A 21911-nucleotide genomic window follows, 5' to 3' on the forward strand; every position below is an offset into this window, starting at 1 on the left:
GGATCTTGTCCCGGGCACTCAGAGTCGATACATGACCGAGGGCCCGTGGTGTACTGTCTCGCCCGGAGAGGTGGGTTTCGCCGTTATTTGACCGCACATTTCTGGTTCCAGTTTGCCAGGCGAGGTCGATATCAGGCCCCGGACCCTCGTAGATCATTAGGGTGACTGTGCGATGAGGGGTCAGGCTGCGAGGCGGAGTCCTCCGTGCTCAGACGCCGTCCGCCACTCGGCCCCGCCCGTTCGCCCCGCGAGGACCTCGCCGGCGAGGCGCGGCGGAATCCCCGCTCGCCCCCGGACAGAGAGGATGCCGCGCCACCTCCCCACAGCACGGCGGAGGCGAGCCGATTCCGGCGAGGGACGGGCTCCTTTCCTCCCCATCAGGCCTTCGGTTCTCGACCTCCGGACAGTCGGTCGCCCCTTCGCCCACCACTGACGGAGGGGTACGCGGCGGGCCAGGACTACGTAAGTCAAATGGGAGATATCACTAACGATGTGGCCTAATGAGCGTCTCTGAGTTCCCCACGCCCGTGACGAAGCAGGCAACCGCGACCGACGACCTCCCCGCGTCCTCCGACCGGCGTCGAGTCTCGGCCCAGAACGGGGCGCCGTCGGGCGAAACTCGGCATCGTCAGCGCGGCGACATCGAGGGCCTCCGGGCGATCGCCGTCGCCCTCGTCGTCCTGTACCACGCGGGAGTCCCCTTCCTTCCCGGCGGATATGTCGGCGTCGACATCTTTCTGGTGATCTCCGGATTTCTGATCACATCGCAGCTCGTCTCCGAATTGGAACGCACCGGCTCGGTGTCGCTGACGCGGTTCTACGCCCGCAGGGCCAAGCGCCTGCTGCCGGCCGTGGCCACCGTCCTCATCGTGTCGGCCGCACTGACGCGCTTCTTCATACCGAAGACGCAGTGGGAGGCCGTCGGCGGCGACATCGTCGGCTCGGCGCTCTACGTGGTGAACTGGCGCTTCGCGGCCAGGTCCGTCGACTACCTGGCCGAGGGCACGGCGCCGTCGCCGGTCCAGCATTTCTGGTCGCTGGCGGTCGAAGAGCAGTACTACGTCGTGTGGCCACTGCTGATCATCTTGGCGGCTCTCGTGGCGAGGATGTTGCGCAGGCGCGCCAAGCCGCTGGTCTGGACGCTTCTCCTCCTGGTCGCGGTGCCGTCGGTCGTCTACTCGGTGATCGCGACGGCGCACTCCCCCGAGAGCGCCTTCTTCGTGACGCCCACCCGCGTATGGGAACTGGCGATCGGCGCGGGGCTCGCCCTCAGCGTGTCCCAGTGCGCCAGGCTCCCCCGGGTGTGGGCGATCGTGCTCGGATGGGCCGGGGTCGTGTGCATCGCGGCGTCCGCGCTCGTCTTCAGCAGCGAAACGGCGTGGCCGGGCTACAACGCCGCCCTGCCCACTCTCGGCACCGCGGCCGTGATCGCGGCAGGGTGCTCGACCCTGCGCAGGGGGCCGGAGCTGGTGCTGGGAACCGCCCCGTTCCGCTGGGTCGGCGGGCTCTCCTATTCGCTCTACCTGTGGCACTGGCCGTTGCTCGTGGCGGCGACCGCCCACTGGGACGGCACTCTCACGGTCGGCCACGGACTGCTCGTGGCACTGGTCTCCGTCATCCCGGCCTGGCTCACGCATCGCCTGATCGAAAACCCCCTGCGGTACTCCGCGGCGGTGTCCGGCTCTCCCCGGCTGGCACTCAGCCTGGGCGCCAACTTCACCTTCGTGGGCGTCGTGGCGGGCATGGCGATCCTGCTGGGGGTGACGAGCTCCACAGCGGCCGCGGGCGGCCCGGCCCGGCAGGCGCCGGGGGCCGCCGTACTGGCGGCCGACCCTCGCGACGACCCCGCCGGGGCTCCCCCCGACCACGTCGAGTACATGGTGCCGGATCCGCTGCAGGCGACGAAGGACCTGCCCGACGCCTACGCCGACGGCTGTCACCAGAACGCGGACGACGCGAAGGTGCTGTCCTGCACGTACGGCGACCCGAACTCGAAGATCAGGGTCGCCGCGGCCGGAGACTCCAAGATCGCGCAGTGGCTTCCCGCACTCCAGTTGCTCGCGACCCAGAACAACTGGCGCCTCACGATCTTCACGAAGTCGGGCTGCACCCTGACCTCCGCGAAGACGATGAAGACGGACGGCACGAAGCAGCCCTATACGTCGTGCGCGGAGTGGAACTCCCGGCTTCTCCCCTATCTCATCAACACCGAGAAGCCCGACTACGTCATCACGTCCCAGGTGTCGTCCAGTGCGATCGACACCGACGGCCGGACCACCCCCGGGGCGATGGTGGCCGGATTGCGGAAGTCATGGTCGGCCCTCACCCGCGCCGGCATGCGGGTCATCGTCCTCGCGGACAATCCGGATCCCGGCATGGAGGTCTACGAGTGCGTCGCGAAGAACCCCGACCGGCTGTCGGCCTGCGCGTTCGACCGGGACAAGGCGTGGAGCGCCGCACCGATCCAGAAGAGGGCCGCGGCCGGGATGGCCCACGTGTCGGTCGTCGATCTCCACGACGCCATCTGCCCGACGGCGCGCTGCTCTCCCGTCATCGGCAACGTCCTCGTCTACCGGCAGGGATCTCATCTCACGGCGACATACGTCAAGACGCTCACGCCGCGCCTCGCGAAGGCGCTTCCCAAGGCGGGTCTGCGGGCGAAGTTCGACGCGGCCGCCGTGTCCGGGCCCACCAGTTAGAACTCCGCTCACGGAACAGCCACGAGGTGGGGGCGGGACGCCGAGTGGGGGCCGTGTTCGTCAGGACTCGGAGCACCTGAGGAGGCCGGTCAGCTCGACGGAAAGGCGGGAGCCGACGCTACGATTCATCAGGTATTCGACCAGAACCGGCGAGGAGTGGCCATCGTGACGGGCAACGGATCCCGCCCGCGGATCAGGCAAAACAATTATTCCCCGCTGGAGGCCCCCGCCGTGGGCCACTGGACGCCTGAGCTCCAGGTCAGCGTCGTCATCCCCGCCCATGGCGGCCAGTACGTGCTGGATCTCGCCCTCGCGGCTCTGTCCGCGCAGACCTACCCCGGACACCTCACCGAGGTCATCATCGTCGACGACGGCAGCGAGCCGCCCGTCCGGTTGCCCCCCATCAGGCCGGAGAACACCCGGCTGATCGTCGCCGACTCCAGCGGATGGGGCCCGGGACACGCCGTGAACGCCGGCGTCAAGGCGTCGGACGGCACGGTGATCCAGCGCTTCGACGCCGACATGGTCGTGTTCCGCGAGCATCTCGAGGCGCTCATGCGCTGGCACCACCTGACCGACTACGTGGTCGCGATCGGGGGCAAGCGCTTCATCGAGGAGCCCGTCGTGGCGGTCGAGGACATGCGCCACGCCGTGTTGCACGACGCCCTGGGCGAGATCACCGACCTTTCCAAGGCCGTTCTCCACTCGACCGAACAGGTGGTCATCAACCTCGACGGTCTCCGCCGGAGCAAGGCGCCCTACCACGCGCTCACCGGCCCCACGGTGTCGTTCCATCGTGCGATGTTCGATGCCGTAGGCGGCTTCGATCCGGCCGTGATCCGGGGTGAGGACACCGAGCTGGGCTACCGGTTCGCTCAGTACGGAGCCGTGTTCGTGGCGGATCTGGAGGCGAGGGGCCTTCACATCGGCCTGTCCACCCAGGGGATCAATCCGACGGAGACGGTCCGGGTGGTGGCGCCCTACCTCGCCCACCGCATCCCGCTCCGCCGCGATCTTCGTGAGCACGGCGGCCGGAGCTGGCTCGTGCCGTACGTCGACGTGGTGTTCGATGTGAGCGACGCGACGGAGCAGCAGGTGCACGAGGCCGTGGACGCCGCTCTGTCGGGGACGTTGCCCGACGTACGGGTCACGCTCGTCGCGCCTTGGTCGACGCTTCCCCGGGGCCGCCATTCCACCCTGAACGAGCCGGCGTTCGAGCTGCGGATGCTCCGGGAGGCGTACCGGCACGATCCCCGCGTCCGTCTCGTCGACGAGGTGTCTCCGACGTCGTTCCCCAGCCCCTACCGGTACGTCGGCCCACTCGACGTGCTTCTGGAGCCCGCCTCGCTGGAGACCATGATCGAGCAGGTCTCCGAGGGAGGACCGGGCCTGCTCGAGATCACCTTCGACGACGGCCGCGAGGCCCGGCTCGAGCGAACCGAGGCCGTCGGCCGCGCCCTCCTGCTCGCCGCTCCCGACGAGCCGCTCGCCGATGTGATCAGGGAGACCCACGGCGTACGGCAGGAGGCCTCGGCGGCGTTCTGGCCGCCCCGCGAGCTCGAGCAGGACGAGAGCACGCAAGAGGATGACGGTCAGGGGACGGACTCGGCGCAGGCCCCCGTCACCGGCGAGGTCGCACGACCCGCCGGACGGCGATCGGGGAGGTGGCCCGGGCTGGGCGGCCTGCGGCCCTCGTCCCGGTAACCCCCTCCCCCAACGCTCACCGCCGCTTGTTGTCGCCCAGCAGCGACTGGAGGCGGCGGAGGCTGCCGAGCCTGCGGGTGATGCGGGTGATGCCCCGGCCGCGTTTGAGCGCGTTCACCTGCCGGCGAAGCGTGCCGACCTCACGGCGAAACTGCACGGCGCTGGCGCGCCAGCGCTTGGACTCGTCACGCCACTCGTTGACCTTGCCTTTGAGCCGCTCGACCTCCTTGGTCAGGCGGACCACCTCGGCCTTGGAGTGGGCGTCGGTCCGTGCCTGATAGGTGGCACGGCGTCCGGCCGGAGGCCGAGCCGACGCCGCGGGCAGGAACTCGTAACTTTCCGCGTCCACCCACATCGAGCCGAACACGTCGGTCACGGCGTCGTCGAGGTTCTCGCCGTCGCGCGCCACGATCTCGGCCCGCGCGAAGGCGGCCGTCCGCTCCAAGCGGGCCACCGTGAGCCCGTCGCCGGTCTCGTCGAGCAGCACGGACATCAGGCCGAGGTCGCGCTCGACCATCAGCTCGAGCATTCGGGACAGGGAGTTCTCTCCCGGCACCCATCCGGCGGGCACGCGCAGCACGTACGGCGCCGCGCCGGACCGGCCGCCGAGCCGGACCCGTCCCTCGTGGCGATAGAAACCGTGGACCAGCACCATGTCGAGGTCCGGGTCCTTCAGCGGGGCTCGGCGGTCGGGCTCGAGCTGGTCCCAGGGACCCAGCAGCAGCACCGACACGTCGGCGATGGTGCCCGCCAGCACGCCGTCGACGGTCCCACGGACGTCCTCGTAGGAGGCCCCGGTGGCGACGACCTCCACCTCGACATAAGGCACCAGGTACTGGCGGAACGGATGCGCCCGGAGCCACCGGTACTGCGGGATGCGGTCGGGGATGAACGCGTAGTTGGAGCGGCTGATCGCCTTCGCGTCGCGCATCTGCATCGTGGGGCCGAGGTGATAGCCGATCGACGCCGGCTCGGGGACGAAGACCGCTCCCGCCTCGGCCAGCCGGTAGCCCATCTCGGTGTCCTCGCCGAGGATCAGCCCCTCGTCCATGGGGCCCGCCGCCTTGATCAGCCGGGCGTTCACCGACGTCGAGCCGCCGATGTGGATGCCGAACGCGTTCGTCCCGCTGGCGCGGAGCCCGTCCGTGCGCTCGACCAGGTTCACGATCCACTCGTGCGGTTCCGTGGGCTCGAACAGCTTCGCCCGCTCGTCGACCTCGACGATCTGCGCCGGAGCCGGCAGCGGCACGGTCGTGAACCGCAGGTAGCTGGTGACGACGAGGTAAGGCGCGAGGTGGTGCCAGCGCATGTGGGCTTCGAGCGCCGTGCGCTCGAGCACGATGTCGGAGTCGAGCCAGTAGACGACGTCGCCCTCGGCGGCCGCGAGGCCGGCGTTGCGCGCGTTGGACCTTCCCGGGGTCGGGCAGGCGATCAGCCGGGTCCGCTCGGGACGGATCTCGGGCAGCCGCAACGGCGGCACACTGCCGTTGTCGACGACGATGACCTCGATCAGCTCGGGTGGATAGGTCTGCTGGACCAGCCCGGCGAGCGTGAGATCGAGTTTCTCCTGCCCGTTGTACGCCGGAACGATCACGCTCACCCGCATGGCGGGGGTCCACTTCCCGAACTCTGGCGGGACGAGGGTCGAGTAGTCGTTGCCGCGGATCCTGGCCGGGGCGAAGGTCACATCCGGCGTTGACGCCTGCGGCATGACCGGCGTCGGGGGGCGGTTCACGATCCCTCCAGGATCCGGGTCGGGCGGAAACCACGCCATTGGTTGGCCGCAGCCTTGACGAATGCGGCTAGCGGTGACCGCCACGTGTGCTGTTCGATAGGGGAACGCCGGGCCAGGAAGGCCAACCCGTGCGTGCGGTAGATGGATCCGCCCGCGGCGTCGACCGCGGCGAGCAACTTGCCGTCGACGGCCGTGGGCACAGGTTCGAACCCGCCGACTGAGGCCAGCCCGGTGCGCTCCAGCAGGATCGTCCCCCCGGCCACGTGGGTCGAGACGATCTCGCTGTGGTGGCCCGCCCTGCGGATCGTGAGGTTCAGCGGTTCGAGGTAGAAGTACTCGGCGGACGTCCCGACCAGGTCGGCCCCGGAGTAGGCCTTGGCGAGCAGTAGATCGGAAAGGTAATCAGGGCCGTACCAGTCGTCGTCGTCCCATTTCGCAATATAGTCACCGCTCGCCCGCCGTACCGCCTCGTTGAGCACGTCGCCGAAGACGGTCTCGTCCGTCAGCTCGACCGCCTGGATCGGGAACGGGAAACCCTGGTCGGCCGCCGCCTGCCGTACCACGTCGGCGGGGAAACCATGGGCAGCGAAGATCACTTCCAGGTTCACGTGCCGCTGCCTGGCGATCTGCTCGAGCGTCGCGCCCGCGAGCCACGGCCGCTTGCTGGCCACGACCACGCTGACCGGCCGCGACTGGACGGCCACCGCGTTCGCGTCGTGCAGGAGGCCGCGTCGGCGTAACCGCACGCTGTGCTCCTCGCGCCGGAGGTCGGTGACCGAGACGCCCGCGCTGTCGGTCTCGGGTTGCAGCCACCGGGTGTCGGTGACCAGGGCTGCCAGCGGGTCATCGGTGAGCCAGCCCGGCGTCGTCTCCGAGTGCAGCGGAACCCCGGCCGCGGCGAGTTGCAGGATCACGTCCAACGGGACGGCGGAGGAGGGCCAGTCAATGTGGATCCCGCGCAGATCACGCAAGCCTGCCACGTCCGTATCGGTGAGCCCGTCGGGGACGGGCGTTTCCGCGATGATCCACTGGCCCCCCTCCCAGCGGGCCTCCGCCATCTCCGCGCTCCCCGCGCGGAGGAAGCCCTTAGGGCTGGTCATGCCACCTCCACTGTGCACCACCATCGAAATGCCGCTCAATAAGAACCGCATTCTGGCACAGCACAGACCAAAAGCGCTCTTCACCCTATTTGGCAAAATACAGCTACGGAGTGTCGTCGCCTTCGACGCGCATCACGCTCGCTACCGCGCGCACGATGTCGAGATCCTGCAGGTCTTCGATCGTCGCCGACAGGGCCGCGTCGTTGGCCCGATGGGTCACCAGGACGAGCTGGGCGTCGTCCCCCCGGCCCTCCTGCCTGACCGTCTGGATCGAGACGTCGTGGGTGGAGAAGACCTCGGCGACCTTGGCGAGCACGCCGGGCTTGTCCGCCACGTCCAGGGAGACGTGGTAACGAGTGATGGTGTCGCCCATCGGATGGACCTTCAGGTCGGCGTACGTCGACTCCTCGGGCCCGCGGGTCTTGGCGATGCGGTTGCGCGCGACCGCCACGATGTCCCCGAGGACCGCCGAGGCCGTCGGAGCCCCGCCGGCGCCGGCGCCGTAGAACATCAGCCGTCCCGCCGACTGGGCCTCCACGAACACCGCGTTGTACGCCTCCCGGACGCCCGCGAGGGGATGCGTCCTCGGGATCATCGCGGGATGCACCCTGACGCCGATCGAACCGCCGTCGTCGGAGCGCGCGCAGATGGCCAGGAGCTTGATGACGTACCCCATGCCCTTGGCCGAGGCCACGTCGGTGGCGGTGATCTCCGTGATGCCCTCGCGATGCACGTCCGCCGCCGTCACGCGGCTGTGGAAGGCGATGCCCGCGAGGATGGCGGCCTTGGCCGCGGCGTCGAAGCCCTCCACGTCGGCCGTCGGGTCGGCCTCCGCGTACCCGAGCGCCTGGGCCTCCTCCAGGGCGTCGGTGAACGAGGCCCCCGTGGAGTCCATCTTGTCGAGGATGTAGTTGGTCGTGCCGTTCACGATGCCGAGCACGCGGTGGACGTGGTCGCCGGCCATCGACTCGCGCAGCGGGCGCAGCAGCGGGATCGCACCCGCGACGCTCGCCTCGAAGTACAGGTCGGCGCCGTTCTCCCTGGCCGCGGCGTGGATGGTCGCGCCGTCCTCGGCCAGCAGGGCCTTGTTGGCGGTCACCACGGACTTGCCCCGGGACATCGCGGCGAGGATCAGCGACCTGGCCGGCTCGATCCCGCCGATCACCTCGACGACGATGTCCACGTCGTCGCGGGTCACCAGTCCTTCGGCGTCGGTCGTGAGCAGCGCGGGGTCGATCTCCGTGTCGCGCCTGCGGCCCAGACGCCGTACGGCGACGCCGGCCAGCTCCAGGGGAGCGCCGATCCGCGCGGCCAGGTCGTCGGCCTGCTCGCCCAGCAGCCGCACGACCTGCGACCCGACGACGCCACAGCCCAGCAGCGCCACCCTGAGCGCCGGTTTGCCGTCAGTCACGAGCCCTCCTCGTCTCCCCGCCGCGTGGTCCCGCGCCGATTCCGGTCACAGTTGCCCCCGCAACAGATCTTCCTCGGTCTCCCCGCGCACGATCACGCGGGACCGGCCCCCGGACACCGCGACCACCGCGGGCTTCGGGAGGTAGTTGTAGTTGTTCGCGAGCGAGCGGCAGTAGGCGCCGGTGGCGGCCACCGCGATCAGGTCGCCCGGCGCGATGTCCTGAGGCAGCCACAGGTCACGGACGATCATGTCGCCGCTCTCGCAGTGCTTGCCGACCAGGCGGGACAACATCGGCCCGGACGTCGTGTCGCGCGAGGCCATGACGGCCGTGTAGTCCGCCCCGTAGAGCGCGGTCCTGATGTTGTCGCTCATTCCGCCGTCGACGCTGACGTAGGTACGCAGGCCCTCGACGTCCTTGACCGTGCCGACCTCGTAGAGCGTCACTCCGGCGAGACCGGCGATCGCCCGGCCCGGCTCCACCGTGAGACGCGGCACGGGCAGCCCCGCCGCCCGGCAGGTCTTGGTGACGATCTCCGCCAGGCTGTCGGCGATGACCTTGATGTCCGGCGCCTCGTCGCCCGCGACGTAGGGGATGCCGTAACCGCCGCCGAGGTCGAGCTCGGGCAGGATCACCCCGTGCTCGTCCCTGATGTCGACGAGCAGTGCGGCCAGGCGCCGCGCGGCGACCTCGAAACCCGCGGTGTCGGTGATCTGCGATCCGATGTGCGAGTGCAGTCCCACGAGCTCGAGTTGCGGCAGGGCGAGGATGCGCCGGACGGCCTCCGCCGCCGCACCGCTGCTCAGCGACAGGCCGAACTTCTGGTCGTCGTGGGCGGTCGCGATGAACTCGTGAGTGTGCGCCTCAACGCCCACCGTCACCCGGATCATGACCTTGGGCCGCCGGCCGTGCCGTTCCGCGAGGAAGCCGAGCCGGGCGATCTCCTCGAAGGAGTCGACCACGATGTGCCCGACGCCCACCTCGACCGCGCGCTCGAGCTCGGCGAGCGACTTGTTGTTGCCGTGCATCGTGATCCGCTCGGGCGGGAACCCCACGCTGAGCGCGACCGCGAGCTCGCCCGCGCTGCACACGTCGAGGCCGAGGCCCTCCTGGTCGATCCAGCGCGCGACCTCGCGGCACAGGAACGCCTTGCCCGCGTAGTGGACCTCGCCGTCGTGGAAGGCGGCCTTGTGGTCGCGGCAGCGGGAGCGGAAGTCCTCCTCGTCGATCACGTAGAGGGGCGTGCCGTACTCTTTCGCCAGGTCCCGGACGTCGACACCGCCGATCGTGATCACACCGCCAGTTCGGCCGGACGTTCGCGGCCAGATCGCGGGGTCGAGGGTGTTGAGGTCGGCCGGCGCGTGCGGAGGGCGCTCCTCAGGCAGCACCTCGGCATGCCTGTCACCGGCGGGATGGGCGAATCGACTCACCCGAACGAGGCTATCCGACCACGCCGCCCCTATGAGACGGCCGCCCACGTGGCGAGACAGGCTCATCGGACACTCCAGGACCATCCATCACAATTTGCTCGGCAACTCACCGTAAAGGTCCCTCAGCACGGCCTGGACGGCTCTCGCCAGCCAGACCCGGGCGGTGTGCACCTCGTCCGCGCGCCGGTCTCCGGCCGGGACGGCGGGAGCGTGTTCGTGCGCGTCGTGATAGGCCAGGGCCAGTCGCTCGCCGTAGGCCTCCCACGCCGGCTCACGGCCGGCCGCACGGCTGGGCAGTTCGGCGAGGACGCGCAGGACGGCCCGGTCCCGGGGATCGTCCAGCGCCTCGGGGCGGAAGCCCTCCCCCGGGACGCCCAGGTCGCGGGCCCACCTGAGCACGGCGGCCGCGCGCGCGTGCGCGAACCGCACGACGAAGCCCGGGTTCTCCCAGGTCCTGGGGAAATCCGGCAGGCCTGGGAGCGAAACGCGCGGGGTTCCCGGAGATCCCGCCGTCACGATCTCACGGGCGATCTCTCCGGGGACGGCCAGCACGATCTCCAGGAAGGCGTTGGGCCGGACCCGGACACCGGCGACTCCGTCGTGACCGCGCAACCCCTCCGCGATCTCCTCCGCCGCGTCCCGCGGCGGGCGGCCGCGGGCGGCCTTGAGAGCGGCCGCGGACACCACGACGGCCTCGCGGTCCCACGGCCCCTGAGGCACGGGCGGCGCCCCCAGGAGCGGGCCGAGCCGGGCGGGTGTCACGCCGCTCACCCTAGGCCGCGGAAGGCCCTGCGGCACATTCACTCAGTCGCACTCGGTGATCATTCGAAAACAGGTAAAAAGTTACCCTTACCAGGAAGTAAGCAATTACGGTCAGACGTTAAGCAGTGGTAGGTTTGAGTCAAATAAGGCCAAACAAGACGGCGTGAGCTTCAAGGCTCGGGCGTGATCTGGCCGCACGCCCCATTCTTTTCCTCAAGTGAGACCAGATGAACGCTGCTTCGCCATGCCCAGAGCCGGCTCCGCCGGTGTCTGCAGCCGATATGGCCGGCGACCTGACGCCGGACACCCAGATCATCATGTCCGGAGATCTCATGCATGCGAATGAAATCACGGAATACACGCAGCAGGACCCCTACTGGTACAAGCAGGCGGTCTTCTACGAAGTGCTGGTCCGCGGTTTCAAGGACTCCAACGGCGACGGCACCGGCGACCTGCGCGGCCTGATCGAGAAGCTCGACTACCTCCAGTGGCTGGGCATCGACTGCATCTGGCTCCTGCCGTTGTACGACTCGCCCCTGCGCGACGGCGGCTACGACATCTCGGACTACCTCAAGGTCCTCCCGGAGTTCGGCGACCTGGGCGACTTCGTCGAGCTGATCGAGCAGGCGCACGCCCGCGGCCTGCGGGTCATCACCGACCTGGTCATGAACCACACGAGCGACAAGCATCCGTGGTTCCAGGCGTCCAGGCAGGACCCCGAGGGCCCTTACGGCGACTTCTACGTCTGGTCCGACGACCCCACGAAGTACGGCGACGCGCCGGTCATCTTCATCGGGGCCGAGGAGTCGAACTGGACCTACGACCCGGTGCGCGGCCAGTACTACTGGCACCGGTTCTTCCACCACCAGCCGGACCTGAACTACGACAACCCGGCCGTCCAGGACGCGATGATGGAGGTCATCCGGTTCTGGCTCGACCTCGGCGTCGACGGCTTCCGGCTCGACGCCGTGCCGTACCTCTTCGAGCGTGAGGGCACCTCGTGCTCCGGCCTGCCCGAGACGCACGAGTACCTGCGTAAGGTCCGGGCCGAGGTCGACCGGCTCTACCCCGACCGCGTGCTGCTCGCGGAGGCGAACGGCTGGCCCGAGGACGTGGCGGAGTACTTCGGCGACCCCACGACCGGCGGCGACGAGTGCCACATGGCGTTCCACTTCCCGCTGATGCCGCGCATCTTCATGGCCGTGCGCCGGCAGAGCAGGGAGCCGATCTCGGAGATCATGTCCCGCACGCCCAAGCTGCCCGAGAGCGGGCAGTGGGGCATCTTCCTGCGCAACCACGACGAGCTGACGCTCGAGAGCGTGACGGAGGAAGAGCGCGACTACATGCACGCCGAGTACGCCAAGGACCCGCGGATGCGGGCCTACCTCGGCATCCGGCGCCGGCTCGCCCCGCTGCTCGACAACGACCGGGACCAGATCGAGCTGTTCATCGCGCTGCTGCTCAGCATGCCGGGATCACCGGTCATGTACTACGGCGACGAGATCGGCATGGGCGACAACATCTGGCTGGAGGACCGCGACGCGGTCCGCACGCCGATGCAGTGGAGCCCCGACCGCAACGCGGGCTTCTCCAAGGCCGACCCCGGACGGCTCTACCTGCCGGCCGTCATGGACCCGATCTACGGCTTCCAGACCGTCAACGTCGAGGCGCAGCTGAAGAGCGAGTCGTCGCTGCTCCACTTCACCCGGCGGATGTTGCAGATCCGGCGCGAGCACCCCATCTTCGGCACCGGCGACTACACCGAGCTGTGGTCGTCGAACCCCAGCGTGCTGGCCTACATCAGGGAAGAGGGCGACGACCGGGTCCTGTGCGTCAACAACCTGTCCAGGTTCGCGCAGCCGGTCGAGCTCGACCTTCGCCGCTTCAGCGGCATGACGCCGATCGAGTGCCGGGGCGGCGTGCCCTTCCCCGCCATCGGCGAGCTGCCCTACCTGCTCACCCTTCCGCCGCACGGGTTCTACTGGCTGTCGATCCAGCAGGAGTCCTGAGCCGTCGGGTTCTGAGGCGGGCGCCGGGCCGGCCCGGTTCAGAGCCCGGGTCTCAAGCTGGCACCCGACTCAGGGCCCGGGTTTCATCGGACGCCCGGGGTTTCAGCGGGCCGTGACGGGCACCCGTGCCCGCGCGGCCCGCCGCGCGGGGATCAGTGCGACCAGCAGCGTCGCGCCGATCGCGACGAGCAGGGCGCCGGCGAGCATGCCGGGCGTGGGCGCCCGGCCGATTCCCGCCCCCACCCCGCTGCCGCGGCCCTCCAGGTCGATCAGGCCCTTCGACAGGAACGCCCCCGCCGAACCGCCCAGCACCACGCCGGCCATCGCGACGAGCCCGGTGCCCGTCACCAGCGTGGCCATCACCTGCCGCGGGGTCAGCCCCATCGCCTTCAGCACGGCCAGGTCGAGCAGGTGGTCGCGCAGGCCGAGCGCACTCGCCGTCAGCAGGTTCGCCAGCCCGATCAGGGCGAGGACCACGACCAGCGCGACGATGATGACGCGGATGACCGACAGCCGGTCGGCCGGATTCACCGCCTGGTCCACTTCGAGCGCCTGCGCCTGCAACCGCGCGCGCACCTCGCCGGCGTCGGCGCCCGGCCGCAGGACCAGGCTGTAGAACTGCGGCGGCGTCGCATCCTTTGCCGCCAGGCTGTCGACGCCGAACGAGAGCACCTCGCCGTCCTGCTCCGGCTCGATCACCCGGCCGACGATCTTGACGATGAGCGGCGTGCCGCCGATGGTCATGCGGACCCGGTCGCCGATGCGCAGCCCGAGAAGGTCGAGCAGGCCCTGTCCGGCGACGGCCTCGCCGCGGTCCCGGAACATCCTGCCCTCCGCCACCGGGAACGGGTACGGGTCGGAGGACAGGCCGAGCGCCCGGGTGCGTACCGTCCTGGTCTGCCAGGGCACGAGGGCGTCCAGCTCCACCCCCGGATAGGCGGTCACCACGTCGGGGTCGGCCATCGCACGGCCGAGCGCCTCGCTCGCCGTCAGGTCGCCCGGCCGTACGGACAGGGCGGCCGCCTGGCCGACCTGCTCCGGATGGCGGATGAACCCGTCGAGGGTGGCCCAGCAGCCCAGCCCGATGGTGATCATCATCATGGGGATGGCCACACCGGTCAGCGTGAGGATGGCCGAGGTGGGGCGGGTGAAGGCGTCCCTGGCCCCGAGGACGAGTGCGGGCGGGAGCCGTACGAGGAGGGCGACCCTGGCCAGCCGCGACAGGCGGCCGTGCGGAGGCGCCGCTGGGGCCGCCGGGATGGGCGGCGTCGCGCCGCCCCGCCAGGCGGGCAGCCAGACCGCGACCAGCACCACGAGTGCCGTGCCCGCCGTGATCGCCACGAGCGGGCCGGAGGATAGCGGCACGACCACGGTGTCGGAGAGCGCGTAGGCCGTGATGACCCGCCCGGCGACGAGGCCCAGGGCGATGCCGAGCAACCCCAGCGTTCCGTGCTCGGCGACGAGCATGCGCGTCACCTGTTCCCGGGTGAACCCGAGCGACTTCAGCGTGGCGATGTCGCGAAGCTGGGTGAGCACCCGGCCGCCTGTGGCGTTGGCGAGGGCGAGGGCGGCGGCGACCAGCCCGGCGAGGCCGAACAGGGCGAGCAGCAGGCCGAGCAGCCTGTTGTCGAGCTCCATGGAGGCCCGGACCTCGCGCCAGGTGGACACCCGCTGGACCTGGTTGCGCAGTGTGATGACGGCCTGCTGCACCACGATGTCCGTATATCCGGCGTCGGCCAGCCGGAGGCCTGTGACGGACTCGGTGCGGCCGGGCGCCGGTTCGACCATGGTGAGGGTCGAGGAGAGGGTCCAGGCGAGCCCCGGCGTCCACTCGGGATAGAAGCCCTGGTCGCCGCTCTCGGCCAGCCCCGCCACGGTCAGCGTGTGCGTGGCACCGTTCAGTCCGGTGACGGGGAACGGGCTGCCGGGGTGGAGCCCCAGCGCCTTGGCGAACGACTGCTCGACCACGACGCCGTCGGGGTGACGCACGTCGAGCCAGCGGCCTTCTCGAAGGAGCGGCCGGGCGACGGAGGGGAGGGCCGCCGTCGTCTCCTGGAGGGCGATCGGGACCTTCCTGCCGTGGTCCGCGAGCGTGGCGGGAGCGCTTCGGTAGGGCCCGGCGACGTCGGTGACCCCGCCCAGTGCCCGGAGTGCCGGGACGTTCGGCGCGCCCTTGGTGTGGATCCAGACATGGGCGCCCCGCCCGCGTTCGAACAGCCCCCGCCAGGGGTTGGTGCCGTCCTCGAGCAGGGTGGCCGCCGTGATGAGAGCGGTGACGATCCCCGCGACCGCGATGACGGTCAGCAGAGCCTGCCCCCGGCGCGCCCGGAGATCGGCCCGCACCCACCTGACCTCAGCCCGCACGCCCACCCCCGTGATCATGCGCAGATTCGGGGAGACGCCCGCGACCAGCCCTCTCCCCCGGCGTGATCATGTACATGCTCATCCACGCAGCTCGACGATGTCGCCCGCCGTACCGCCCGGACGGCGCTGGATCCTGGCGATGGGCGCGTCGTCGACGATCTGGCCGTCCAGGAGACTGACGACGCGATCCGCCATGCTCGCGACCCTGGCGTCATGGGTGACCAGCACGATCGTCTGGCCCTGCCGATGGACCTTGCCCAGCAGTTTGAGCACGTCACGGGTGTTGCGGCTGTCGAGGTTGCCGGTCGGTTCGTCGGCGAGGAGCAGGCGCGGCTGGTTGGCGAGGGCTCGGGCGAGCGCGACGCGCTGCTGCTCGCCGCCGGAGAGCTGGCCGGGCGCGGCGCTCGCCCGCTCCTCGAGGCCGAGTTCCGCCAGCAGGTATTCGCGCCGCTCCCGTGCGTGCTTCGGCGACGCCCCGCCGAGCAGGGCGGGCAACTCCACGTTGTCGGCCACGGTCATGTTGGTGACCAGATTGAAGAACTGGAAGACGAATCCGACCTTCTGCCTCCGGAGCACCGCCCATCCGCTCTCCGAGAGCGTGTCGGCGCGCTTGCCGTCCAGCCAGATCTCGCCGCTGGTCCGCGTCTCCAGGCCGCCGAGCATGTGGACGAAGGTGGATTTCCCCGACCCGGACGGGCCCATGATCGCGACGAACTCCCCCGGTTCGACGACGAGGTCGACGCCGCGTACGGCCGGCACCGGCAGGCCGCCGGTCTGGTAGATCTTCACGAGGCCGATCGCTCTGATCACAGGGGTCCTCATCGCGGACCACTTCCCTGCATGATCACGAACGGCATCGCCGCAGGTCGAGCGTCATGATCACGAACCTGCGCATGATCACAACACGAGAAGGTGCAGGTCCGGCCGCGAACCGGGAATCCGTGCATGATCACGACGAAGGATGGGGTGGGGGGTGGGGAGAGCATCAGTTCAGGTCCTCCTGGCAGCGTTCGAGCCAGTCCAGGTCGGCTTGGAGGTGGAGCATGGCGCCCTCGATGAGCAGGCGGGCGACACGGTTCCCCGGGTCCGTGCGCTCGGCCAGCTCGTCGAGGTCTCTCATCAACGACAAATAATGCCTGCGCTGCCGGTTGACCAACGCCATCCGGTCGGAGATGCCCGTCAGGGGGGCCAGCACGAGCTTCATGAAGAACTCGTCCCGCACGCGCGGGCCCTCGGTCGGTTCGTCGACCCAGGCCTCCAGCGCCTCACGGCCGGCGGCGGTGAGGTAGTAGACCTTCTTGTTGGGCCGGTTCGACTGCTCGACGTCGACGGCCCGGACGAACCCGTCCTTCTCCAGACGCCCCAGCGTCACGTAGATCTGACCGATGTTGGGTGAGGGATAGGCGCTGCCGAACGTCACCTCGAGCGCTTGTTTGAGCTCGTACCCGTGGGCAGGTTCCTTTGCCAGGAGTGCCAGCAACGGCAGCCGCACTCGCCCACCTCCATGCCAGTCGAGATGCCAGTCGAGATGTCGCCGCGAAGCCCCCGGGCGACCACCGAAGCAGTTACCGGAGCGTTACGGATCCAGCCGTTGACTCCCACATTATCGCTATGCATAACATGCATGCATCTACCTAACACGTATGTAACTACGACTTAATCCGGAGGTCACGTGGTCCGCCGAGCCGCCGCACTCCTGACCGCCCTCCTGGTGGCCGGATGCACAGGGCTGGGCGACTCCGCGGGCCGTACCACGGAGGGCACGAGCGGCACGGGGCCGATCACCTTCGCGACGGGCCGCGACACCACCGCCTATCTCCGCCCGCTGCTCGACCGCTGGAACCAGACCCATCCGACCGAGCCGGTCACGCTGCTCGAGCTCCCCGAGGCGGCCGACGAGCAGCGCGCCCAGATGGTCGCCAATCTCCAGGCCCACAGCGAGGTCTACGACGTGCTCGGGCTCGACGTGGTCTGGACGGCGGAGTTCGCCGACGCCGGGTGGATCGTGCCGCTCGACCGGAGCGTGGTCCCGCTGGACAAGATGCTCAAGGGGGTCGCGGACACCGCGATCTACCGCGACAGGCTGTGGGCCGCGCCGTACACGAGCAATGCCGGGCTCCTCTACTACCGCTCCGACCTGCTGAAGAAGGAGCACCTCAAGCCGCCCACGACGTGGGCCGAGCTGCGCGACGAGGCCTCTCACCTGAGCGCTAAGTACCACATAGGTGGATATGCCGGACAGCTTCTGCCGTACGAGGGCCTGACCGTCAACTTCGCGGAAGCCGTCCAGTCCGCCGGCGGCCAGATCCTCAGCCCCGACGCACGCCGGGTGACGATGGACCTCGGCGCCACCCGCACCGCACTCGACTTCCTGGTCGGCGGCGTCGAGGAGGGCTGGATCCCGCAGGAGGCGCTCACCTACAAGGAGGAGGAGTCCCGGCTCGCGTTCCAGGAGGGCCGGCTGGTCTTCGCCCGCAACTGGCCCCACGCGTACGGCCCGGCGACCCATTCCGCCCTCGCGGGCAAGTTCGAGGTGACCAGGCTGCCCGGGCTGACCGGACCGGGATCGAGCTCGCTGGGCGGGCTCAACCTCGCGATCAGCGCGTATTCCAAGCGGCAGAAGACGGCCCTCGACTTCATCCGCTACTTCACGAGCCCCGAGATCCAGCGCCTCGTCCTGACCGAGGGCTCCTTCCCGCCGGTCTGGGCCGAGCTCTACGACGATCCCGCCCTGATCAAGCGCTTCCCCTACCTGCCCGTGCTGAAGGAGGCGATCCTCTCCGCCCGTCCCCGGCCGGTGACCCCCAACTACAACCAGGTCAGCCTGGTGATCTCCAGCGCCGTGTCCGGCGCGCTCAACCTCAGCAAACCCGTCGACGAAACCGTCGCCGATCTCAAACAGCAGCTCGGCGAGGTCGTCCAGCCCGGAGGATAGATCATGCGCAAACTCCCCCTGACGGTGGCGGTGCTCGCACTCGCGACGGCCGCGTGCGGCGGCAACTCCGCCATCGGCCCCACTCAGAGCAGCAGCGGCGGCGCCGCCGCCGCCAAGCCCCTCTCAGGCGTCAAGATCGAGGTCGCCGCCAAGTGGACCGGCGACGAGCAGGGCAACTTCGAGAAGGTCCTCAAGGCGTTCCAGGACAAGACGGGCGCCACCGTCACCTACGCCTCGACCGGCGAGGACACCGGCGCCTACCTGGGCCCGCGCATCCAGGGCGGCAACCCGCCGGACGTGGCGATCCTGCCCCAGCCGGGCCTCGTCCAGCAGTACGCCGACCAGAACGCGCTCAAGCCGCTGGCCCCCGAGGTGCAGGCGCAGATCGACCAGAACTACACGCCGTACTGGAAGGAGCTCGGCTCGGCCGGCGGCCAGGTCTACGGCGTGCTCGTCAAGGCGGCGCACAAGTCGCTCATCTGGTACCGGCAGACCGCCTTCGCCGACGCCGGCGCCCAGCCGGCGGAGACGTGGGACGACCTGATCGGCAAGACCGCGCAGACCCTGTCGGACTCGGGCACCGCGCCGTTCGCGCTGTGCGCCGCCTCGGGCTGGACGCTGACCGACCTGTTCGAGAACGTCTACCTGTCCTCGGCCGGACCGGAGAACTACGACAAGCTCGCCAAGCACGAGATCCCGTGGACCGACCCCTCGGTCGCCACCGCCCTGCAGAAGATGGGGCAGATCTTCGGGAAGCAGGAGTTCATGCTCGGCGGCTCGTCCGGCGCGCTGCAGACCGACTTCCCGACCTGCGTGACCCAGGCCTACGCCCAGAAGAAGGCCGCCATGGTCATCGAGGCCGACTTCGTGGCCGCGTCCCTGGGCCAGACGGGCGCCCAGGTCGGCCAGGAAGCGAAGATCATGCCGTTCCCGAAGGCGGGCGACACCGCTCCGGTCGTGCTCGGCGGCGACGTCGCTGTGGTGATGAAGGACTCCAAGGGCGCGCAGGCGCTGGTGGAGTACCTGGCCTCCAAGGAGGGCGGCGAGGTCTGGGCCAAGCAGCCCGGCTACCTCTCGCCCAACCGCAACGTCTCCCCCGACAACTACCCGGACGACCTGACCAAGCAGCTGGCGCAGACGATCATCTCCGCGGGCGAGTCGGTCCGGTACGACATGTCGGACCTCGCGCCCAGCGCGTTCGGCGGCACGGACGGCAAGGGCGAGTGGAAGGACCTGCAGGACTTCCTGCGCAACCCCTCCGACGTCAAGGGCGCCCAGGAGAAGCTCGAGGCGGACGCCGCCAAGGCCTTCACGAAGTAGGGAGACGCGGCCGTGACCGAACGGTTGGACGGCCCGCAGGCCCCCGGCGGCGACATCCCCGCCGCCGGGGCCACCTCCGGCCCGATTGAGACCCGATCCGCGCCGGCTCCGGCCGCGCGTGTGGACAGCAGCACCCCCCATCGGCTCGGACCCTCCCCGAGGATGGCGGCGCTCTTCCTCCTGCCCGCCGTCCTCCTCCTGGCCGCGTGGGTGGTCTACCCGATCATCTACTCGATCTTCAGGAGCCTGTACGACTCCGTCGGGGACCGCTTCGTCGGCCTCGGGAACTACGGCTCGATCTTCACGGACTCCGCCACGCTGACCACGATCAGGAACAACGTGATCTGGGTCGTGGTGGCTCCGCTGATCGTGACCGTGCTCGGCCTGATCTTCGCGGTGCTGACCGAGCGCATCCGATGGGCGACGGCGTTCAAGCTCATCCTGTTCATGCCGATGGCCGTCTCCCTCCTCGCGGCCGGAGTGATCTTCCGCCTCGTCTACGAGCAGGACCCCGACAAGGGCGTGGCCAACGCGGTGATCACCGTCGTCCACGACACGTTCTCCTCCAGCGCCGGGTATCCGGGGGCGCGGCCGCGCGAGAACGACCAGGCGCCCGCGGCCGTCCAGAACGGCGCCGTGGTGACCAAGCAGCAGGTGCAGGATGGTCAGCCGGTGCTCATCCCGCTGGTCGGCCTCCCTCCCGACGTCGTCAAGGACGCCGCTCCCGCGAAGGCGGCCCCCGCCGGCGGTGTGAGCGGCACGGTCTGGCTCGACGTCGTCCGGGGCGGCGGCGGCACGCTCAACCAGATCGACCCGCAGGAGAGGGGCCTGGCCGGGATCACGGTCGAGGCGGTCTCCGGCGGCGTGGTCAAGGGCACCACCGAGACGACCGCCGACGGCAGCTTCCACTTCACCGGGCTGCCCGCCGGCTCTTATGTCGTACGGCTTCCGCAGTCGAACTTCCAGGCGCCCTTCAACGGGATCACCTGGCTCGGCCCGGGCCTGATCACGCCCGCGATCATCGGCGCGTACATCTGGGTGTGGGCCGGCTTCGCCATGGTGCTGATCGCGGCCGGGTTGTCCGCGATCCCCCGCGACGCTCTCGAGGCGGCGCGGATCGACGGCGCGACCGAGTGGCAGGTGTTCCGGCGGATCACCGTGCCCCTGCTCTCCCCGGTCCTGCTCGTCGTCTTCGTCACGATGGTCATCAACGTGCTGAAGGTGTTCGACCTGGTGTTCATCATCGCGCCGGGGTCGGTGCAACCGCAGGCCAACGTGATCGCGCTCGAGATGTGGCGGGTCTCGTTCGGCGGCGGCGGCAACCAGGGCATGGGCAGCGCCCTCGCCATCTTCCTGCTGGTGCTGGTCCTGCCGTTCATGATCTTCAACATCCGCCGGTTCAGGAGGGACGAGCGATGACAACCCTGACCGAACCGAGGGCCGCCCAGCCGGTCGAACGCGGTCTCCTCGGGCGCGTGGCCGACCGCCTCGGCGGCGGCGCGGTCCAGGTCGTCCTCGTCCTGGTGGCGGTGTTCTGGCTGGTGCCGACGTTGGGCCTGCTGGTGGTGTCGCTGCGCGGCGAGGCCCAGAACAACGCCTCCGGCTGGTGGACCCTGTTCACCAAACCCGCCGAGATCACCTTCCAGAACTACTCGAGCCTGCTGGCGGCCGGCTTCAGCTCGTCGTTCTGGAACACCGTGCTCATCACGGTCCCCGCGACGGTGCTGGTCATCGGCATCGCGGCGATGGCGGCCTACGCCTTCGCCTGGATCGAGTTCCCGGGCAGGGACGCGGTGTTCCTCGTCGTCATCGCCCTGCTGGTGGTGCCGGTCCAGATCGCGCTCATCCCGATCGCCAAACTGTACGGATTTTTCGGGATATTCGGCTCGATCGCGGGAGTCGTACTGTTCCATGTGGCGTTCGGCCTGCCGTTCGCCATCTTCCTGCTGCGCAACTTCTTCGTCGGCATCCCCCGGGAACTGCTGGAGGCGGCCAGAATGGACGGCGCGCAGGAGTGGCGGATCTTCGCGACCGTGGTGTTCCCGCTGGCCAAGCCCGCGATCGCGTCGCTCGGCATCTTCCAGTTCCTGTGGGTCTGGAACGACCTGCTCGTCGCCCTGGTCTTCGCCGACACCGAGAACCAGCCGATGACCAAGGCGCTGCAATCTCAGATGCGACAGTTCGGCACCAACGTGGACATCCTCGCGCCAGGCGCCTTCCTGTCACTCATCATCCCCCTTGTCCTGTTCTTCGGCTTCCAGCGGTATTTCGTCCAGGGACTGCTCGCGGGCTCCGTGAAATAGCCCCTCATGAACCGGCATGACCGCACAGAAAGGGCCCGGACGCGCGCTTCACGGGGGGAAAAGCGCGCATCCGGGCTAGGCCCCATTCTGTACGGCTAGAGCCGCCGATGTCACCGCATTGACAAGTTTGTCCTCGATCTC

Annotated in this window: 15 protein-coding genes; 7 read left to right on the plus strand and 8 right to left on the minus strand. The window is 69.4% G+C overall.

Annotation, left to right across the window (positions count from 1 at the left end; all coding sequences use genetic code 11):
* The first annotated feature begins 500 nt into the window (after nucleotides 1-500).
* Together Pph01_RS18120 and Pph01_RS18125 are read left to right on the plus strand one after the other, a co-directional pair.
* A complete protein-coding gene (locus Pph01_RS18120; protein WP_204074284.1) occupies nucleotides 501-2699 on the plus strand; it encodes an acyltransferase family protein in 2199 nt (732 codons plus the stop codon).
* Nucleotides 2700-2864: 165 nt separating this feature from the next.
* Complete coding sequence (locus Pph01_RS18125) at nucleotides 2865-4403, plus strand: glycosyltransferase family 2 protein (RefSeq protein ID WP_204074285.1); 1539 nt, start codon at nucleotides 2865-2867, stop codon at nucleotides 4401-4403.
* 16 nt (nucleotides 4404-4419) lie between these two features.
* Here the strand turns inward: Pph01_RS18125 and Pph01_RS18130 are convergent, their stop codons facing one another.
* The 5 genes from Pph01_RS18130 to Pph01_RS18150 form a co-directional block, all read right to left on the minus strand.
* Complete coding sequence (locus Pph01_RS18130) at nucleotides 4420-6138, minus strand: glycosyltransferase family 2 protein (protein ID WP_239116802.1); 1719 nt, start codon at nucleotides 6136-6138, stop codon at nucleotides 4420-4422.
* Nucleotides 6135-7238, minus strand: a complete 1104-nt coding sequence (locus Pph01_RS18135) for a glycosyltransferase family 2 protein (protein WP_239116803.1) — start codon at nucleotides 7236-7238, stop codon at nucleotides 6135-6137. The genes Pph01_RS18130 and Pph01_RS18135 overlap by 4 nt, the downstream gene beginning before the upstream one ends.
* Nucleotides 7239-7341: 103 nt before the next feature.
* Nucleotides 7342-8649 (minus strand): homoserine dehydrogenase, encoded by a 1308-nt coding sequence (locus tag Pph01_RS18140; protein ID WP_239116804.1) that lies wholly within the window; start codon nucleotides 8647-8649, stop codon nucleotides 7342-7344.
* A 45-nt stretch (nucleotides 8650-8694) separates the two neighbouring features.
* A complete protein-coding gene (lysA, locus tag Pph01_RS18145; protein ID WP_204074287.1) occupies nucleotides 8695-10077 on the minus strand; it encodes a diaminopimelate decarboxylase in 1383 nt (460 codons plus the stop codon).
* A gap of 87 nt (nucleotides 10078-10164) precedes the next feature.
* Entirely contained in the window at nucleotides 10165-10839 is a 675-nt protein-coding gene (locus tag Pph01_RS18150) for an anticodon-binding protein (protein ID WP_204074288.1), read from the minus strand.
* A 332-nt stretch (nucleotides 10840-11171) separates the two neighbouring features.
* Here Pph01_RS18150 and treS point away from each other — a divergent pair, with 332 nt between their 5' ends.
* Nucleotides 11172-12848, plus strand: coding sequence for a maltose alpha-D-glucosyltransferase (gene treS / locus Pph01_RS18155; RefSeq protein WP_239116805.1), 1677 nt, complete (start codon nucleotides 11172-11174; stop codon nucleotides 12846-12848).
* A gap of 102 nt (nucleotides 12849-12950) precedes the next feature.
* Here treS and Pph01_RS18160 read toward each other — a convergent pair whose 3' ends face one another.
* The 3 genes from Pph01_RS18160 to Pph01_RS18170 form a co-directional block, all read right to left on the minus strand.
* Nucleotides 12951-15230 (minus strand): FtsX-like permease family protein, encoded by a 2280-nt coding sequence (locus Pph01_RS18160; RefSeq protein WP_204074289.1) that lies wholly within the window; start codon nucleotides 15228-15230, stop codon nucleotides 12951-12953.
* A 60-nt stretch (nucleotides 15231-15290) separates the two neighbouring features.
* Nucleotides 15291-16034, minus strand: a complete 744-nt coding sequence (locus Pph01_RS18165) for an ABC transporter ATP-binding protein (RefSeq protein WP_204074290.1) — start codon at nucleotides 16032-16034, stop codon at nucleotides 15291-15293.
* Between the two features lie 163 nt (nucleotides 16035-16197).
* Nucleotides 16198-16704, minus strand: a complete 507-nt coding sequence (locus Pph01_RS18170) for a PadR family transcriptional regulator (protein WP_204074291.1) — start codon at nucleotides 16702-16704, stop codon at nucleotides 16198-16200.
* A gap of 180 nt (nucleotides 16705-16884) precedes the next feature.
* Here Pph01_RS18170 and Pph01_RS18175 point away from each other — a divergent pair, with 180 nt between their 5' ends.
* Genes Pph01_RS18175 through Pph01_RS18190 form a run of 4 tightly spaced genes read left to right on the plus strand, consistent with a single transcriptional unit; the run spans nucleotide 16885 to nucleotide 21770 of the window.
* Entirely contained in the window at nucleotides 16885-18147 is a 1263-nt protein-coding gene (locus Pph01_RS18175; RefSeq protein ID WP_204074292.1) for an ABC transporter substrate-binding protein, read from the plus strand.
* Nucleotides 18148-18150: 3 nt separating this feature from the next.
* Nucleotides 18151-19467, plus strand: a complete 1317-nt coding sequence (locus Pph01_RS18180) for an ABC transporter substrate-binding protein (protein ID WP_204074293.1) — start codon at nucleotides 18151-18153, stop codon at nucleotides 19465-19467.
* Between the two features lie 12 nt (nucleotides 19468-19479).
* Nucleotides 19480-20886, plus strand: coding sequence for an ABC transporter permease (locus Pph01_RS18185; protein ID WP_239116806.1), 1407 nt, complete (start codon nucleotides 19480-19482; stop codon nucleotides 20884-20886).
* Complete coding sequence (locus Pph01_RS18190; protein WP_204074294.1) at nucleotides 20883-21770, plus strand: carbohydrate ABC transporter permease; 888 nt, start codon at nucleotides 20883-20885, stop codon at nucleotides 21768-21770. Before Pph01_RS18185 ends, Pph01_RS18190 begins: the two co-directional genes overlap by 4 nt.
* Nucleotides 21771-21911: the final 141 nt, after the last annotated feature.

The sequence above is a fragment of the Planotetraspora phitsanulokensis genome (assembly GCF_016863295.1).
GTDB lineage: Bacteria > Actinomycetota > Actinomycetes > Streptosporangiales > Streptosporangiaceae > Planotetraspora > Planotetraspora phitsanulokensis.